This is a genomic window from Fulvivirga lutimaris (genome assembly GCF_009711525.1).
Classification (GTDB): domain Bacteria; phylum Bacteroidota; class Bacteroidia; order Cytophagales; family Cyclobacteriaceae; genus Fulvivirga; species Fulvivirga lutimaris.
The window spans coordinates 1-3,638 of sequence record NZ_SMLV01000432.1 but is presented as its reverse complement, the minus strand read 5'-3'; the positions used below and the strand labels follow the sequence as shown (position 1 = coordinate 3,638).

At 39.5% G+C, this 3,638-nt stretch carries 4 protein-coding genes; all 4 read left to right on the top strand.

Annotation, left to right across the window (positions count from 1 at the left end; translation table 11 throughout):
- Nucleotides 1–675 (top strand): peptidase dimerization domain-containing protein (locus E1140_RS19420; RefSeq protein ID WP_155188227.1); only part of this gene is annotated, 675 nt, incomplete at its 5' end.
- Nucleotides 676–839: 164 nt separating this feature from the next.
- Nucleotides 840–2,123: an argininosuccinate lyase gene (gene argH, locus E1140_RS19415; RefSeq protein ID WP_155188112.1), complete on the top strand. Its 1,284-nt coding sequence runs from the start codon at nt 840–842 to the stop codon at nt 2,121–2,123.
- A gap of 81 nt (nt 2,124–2,204) precedes the next feature.
- Nucleotides 2,205–2,654 carry a KTSC domain-containing protein gene (locus E1140_RS19410; RefSeq protein WP_155188110.1) on the top strand — a complete coding sequence of 150 codons (450 nt, stop codon included), beginning with the start codon at nt 2,205–2,207 and terminating at the stop codon, nt 2,652–2,654.
- Between the two features lie 59 nt (nt 2,655–2,713).
- On the top strand, nt 2,714–3,487 hold the full coding sequence (speB, locus tag E1140_RS19405; protein WP_155188107.1) for an agmatinase: 774 nt from the start codon (nt 2,714–2,716) through the stop codon (nt 3,485–3,487).
- Nucleotides 3,488–3,638: the final 151 nt, after the last annotated feature.

Here is a 3,638-nt window from a genome sequence, read left to right as displayed (position 1 = left end):
GCAACGGCAGAAGAAGAAAACTCAGGCCCTAATGGTCTGGCTCATTTAAAAACACAATTGCCGCAAATGGATTTTGCCATTGTAGGAGAGCCAACAGGCATGAATCTGGCTATCGCAGAAAAGGGTTTGTTGGTAATTGATGGAATGGCCAAAGGAACTGCAGGTCATGCAGCACACCCAAATGATGATAATGCTATTTACAATGCATTGAAAGATATCCAGTGGATTGAGCAATATCAATTTCCAAAGGTTTCTGATCTACTTGGTCCGGTAAAAATGACTGTTACCCAAATCAACGCAGGCCAGCAGCATAATGTGGTGCCCGATCAATGCCATTTTGTGGTTGATGTGCGTGTGAATGAGTGCTACTCTAATGAGGAAGTCTTTTCCATTATTGATGAACATACAAAAAGTGAAATGAAGGCACGGTCGTTCAGACTTAACTCCTCCTCTATTCCTTTAGATCGCCCATTTGTTCAGGGTGGCATCAACCTAGGAAGAACCACTTATGGATCACCTACATTGTCGGATCAGGCTATTTTAAGTTGCCCATCGGTAAAAGTTGGGCCGGGCGATTCTACCCGTTCTCATCAGGCTGATGAGTACATTTATTTAAAAGAGATTGAAGAGGGGATTGAATTGTATATTAAAATGTTGAATGAGATAATAAAATGATTCTTCACCAAAAACGTAGAATAACTCCGTCATTCCGGAATTTTCCTAAAGAAAATGTCCGGAATCTCTGTCGAATGCGAATTTAAGATCCCTGATAATTATTGATCTTTTTAAAGTTGGATCAATAATTTAAGGAATGACGATAGTTAAAAATTAAACAAACTATGAAACTCTGGGACAAAGGTTATACTACTGAAAATATTGTTGAGCGATTTACCGTAGGTAATGATCGCGTGCTAGATCTTAAACTTGCAAAGTTTGATGTTCAAGGCAATGCCGTACATGCCAAAATGCTAGCTAAGATTGGAATTCTGACAGAACAAGAATTAGCAGACATTCTCAAAGGGCTGGAAGAAATAGACCAGACCATTGAAGATGGCACCTTCACTATAGAAGGTGATTTTGAAGATGTGCACAGCAAAATTGAATTTGAACTGGTTAAGAAAATTGGTGAAGCTGGTAAAAAAATACATACTGCGCGCTCAAGGAACGATCAGGTTTTAGTGGATTTGCATTTATATGCCAAGGATGAAATCATCCAAATCAAAGGCCTGATGCAAACACTTTTTAAAACCTTGATCAGGCTGACAGAGCAGCATCAAAAAGTTTTATTACCTGGCTACACCCACATGCAGATTGCCATGCCCTCTTCCTTTGGGCTATGGTTTGGGGCTTATGCAGAAAGCCTGATTGATGATATGATCATGATGAATGCCGCTTTTAAAATTGCGGATCAAAATCCATTGGGCTCAGCAGCAGGTTATGGTTCCTCATTCCCCATTGACCGAACCATGACCACTGAATTGCTGGGTTTTGAAACCATGAAATACAATGTTGTGGCTGCGCAGATGAGTCGTGGTAAATTAGAAAGATCTATCTCCTATGGTCTTGCCTCAGTAGCCGGAACGCTTTCCAAATTCTCAGCTGACGTCTGTCTGTTTATGAGTCAGAATTTTAATTTTATTGGCTTCCCAAAGGAACTCACCACAGGTTCAAGCATTATGCCGCACAAACAAAATCCGGATGTATTTGAGCTAATGCGCGCGAAGTGCAATCAGATTCAAAGTCTGCCAGTTGAGATTAGTTATATGATCAATAATCTCACCAGTGGCTATCACCGTGATTTTCAGCAGCTAAAAGAAAGCATCATGAATGGCATTGACCAACTTAAGGACAACCTTGAGGTTTGTAATTTTATGCTTCAACACATCAAGGTCAATGAAAATATTTTGGACAGCGATATGTACGACTATCTCTACAGCGTGGAAGAGGTGAACAAGTTGGTAATGTCAGGCATGCCATTTAGAGAGGCCTACCAAAAGCTGGGCAAAGACATTATGGAAGGCAACTATAAGCCAGAAAAGAATGTGCATCATACCCACGAAGGCAGCATTGGAAATTTGTGTTTGGAGGAGATAAAGAAAAAAATGAGTGATGTTATGAAATGAGAACCTCACGCCATATTTCAACAACACTAAACTTTCACAATAATTAAAGGTAGCTTTGCAGCTTATTTTGAAAGCGCAGCTATGAAACGTATCAACGAGTACAAAAAACTTTTTAATGTAACCGGAAACATTGATTTAAAGGAGTTGAAGACTTCTTACAGAAATCTGGTTAAAGAATGGCACCCCGATAAGTTTCAGGCTGGTGATGCTAAAGCTGAAGAAGCTGAGCTTAAAAGTCAGCAAATTATTGATGGCTATCACTTTTTGGTAAGCATTGCTCCTGAGACCAAAGCTGCTACTTTGGAGGAGTACACAAATACAATTAACGAATCTGGCATTGCGGATTTCAAACATAAAGGCCTTTTATTAGAAGTTACTTTTCAGGATGGCAGTGTTTATGAATATTTTGGTGTAACAAGAAATCTCTATATCAAATTTGTGAATGCTGATAAGCCATTGCGTTTTGCCAAGCGTAATATTTTCAACTCATTTTTATATAGAAAGTCGAAGAAAGCCGATATGGTAGCCTAAAACTCTGCTTCCCCTTGTGATGAAATATTTATATTAGTGTCACTACTAATATAAATATCATGGGTATTATCATACAGGGCATTCAGTTTGACGAAAAATCTTCTTACCTCAGGGGGCCAGCGCTGGCACCTCCCCTAATCAGGCAAGCGCTGCATAGTGGCGCCTTCAATATGTTTGCTGAGAATGGCATTTCTATTGATGATCTGCAAATTCAAGATAAGGGTGACTTTGAGATCAAAGAGTATTTTGATATTGAACAAATTACTAAAAAGCACCTTGATGAGGACAAGAAGATATTAACGCTTGGCGGTGATCATTCCATTGCTTTCCCAATTATTAAAGCCCATTTTGAAAAATACCCAAAGCTTGACATTCTCCAAATAGATGCTCATTCAGACCTTTATGATGAATTTGAAGGTGATAAATATTCACACGCCTGTCCGTTTGCCAGGATCATGGAAAATGGTTTTGCAACCAGGCTCGTACAGGTAGGCATAAGAACTTTAAGTACACATCAGGCCGAACAAGCTGACAAGTTTGGAGTTGAGATTCATCAAATGAGAAATCTTGATTTTGGTAAAATTAAGAAGTTTGAAAACCCCTTGTATATCACACTAGATCTTGACGGTATAGATCCTGCTTTTGCCCCTGGTGTATCTCATCACGAGCCAGGTGGCCTGACTTCCCGTCAAGTTATTGATCTGATCCATAATCTTGATGCAGAAGTAATAGGCGCTGACATTGTAGAATATAACCCCACCAAAGATTTGCACGATATGACGGCCTTTTTGGCTGCAAAGATGATGAAAGAGATTTTGGTGAAGATGGGTTGAAGTTTACACCCTACATCTTCCCCTGATTTATTCCGGGGTCTTGAACTATTATGAGATGCCGGAATATATGGGGAAAGGTGTTATTAAATTATTTCAGCATTTTAGTCAACACACCGAAACCTGCACGTCTTTCATATGAATTTTGACACTA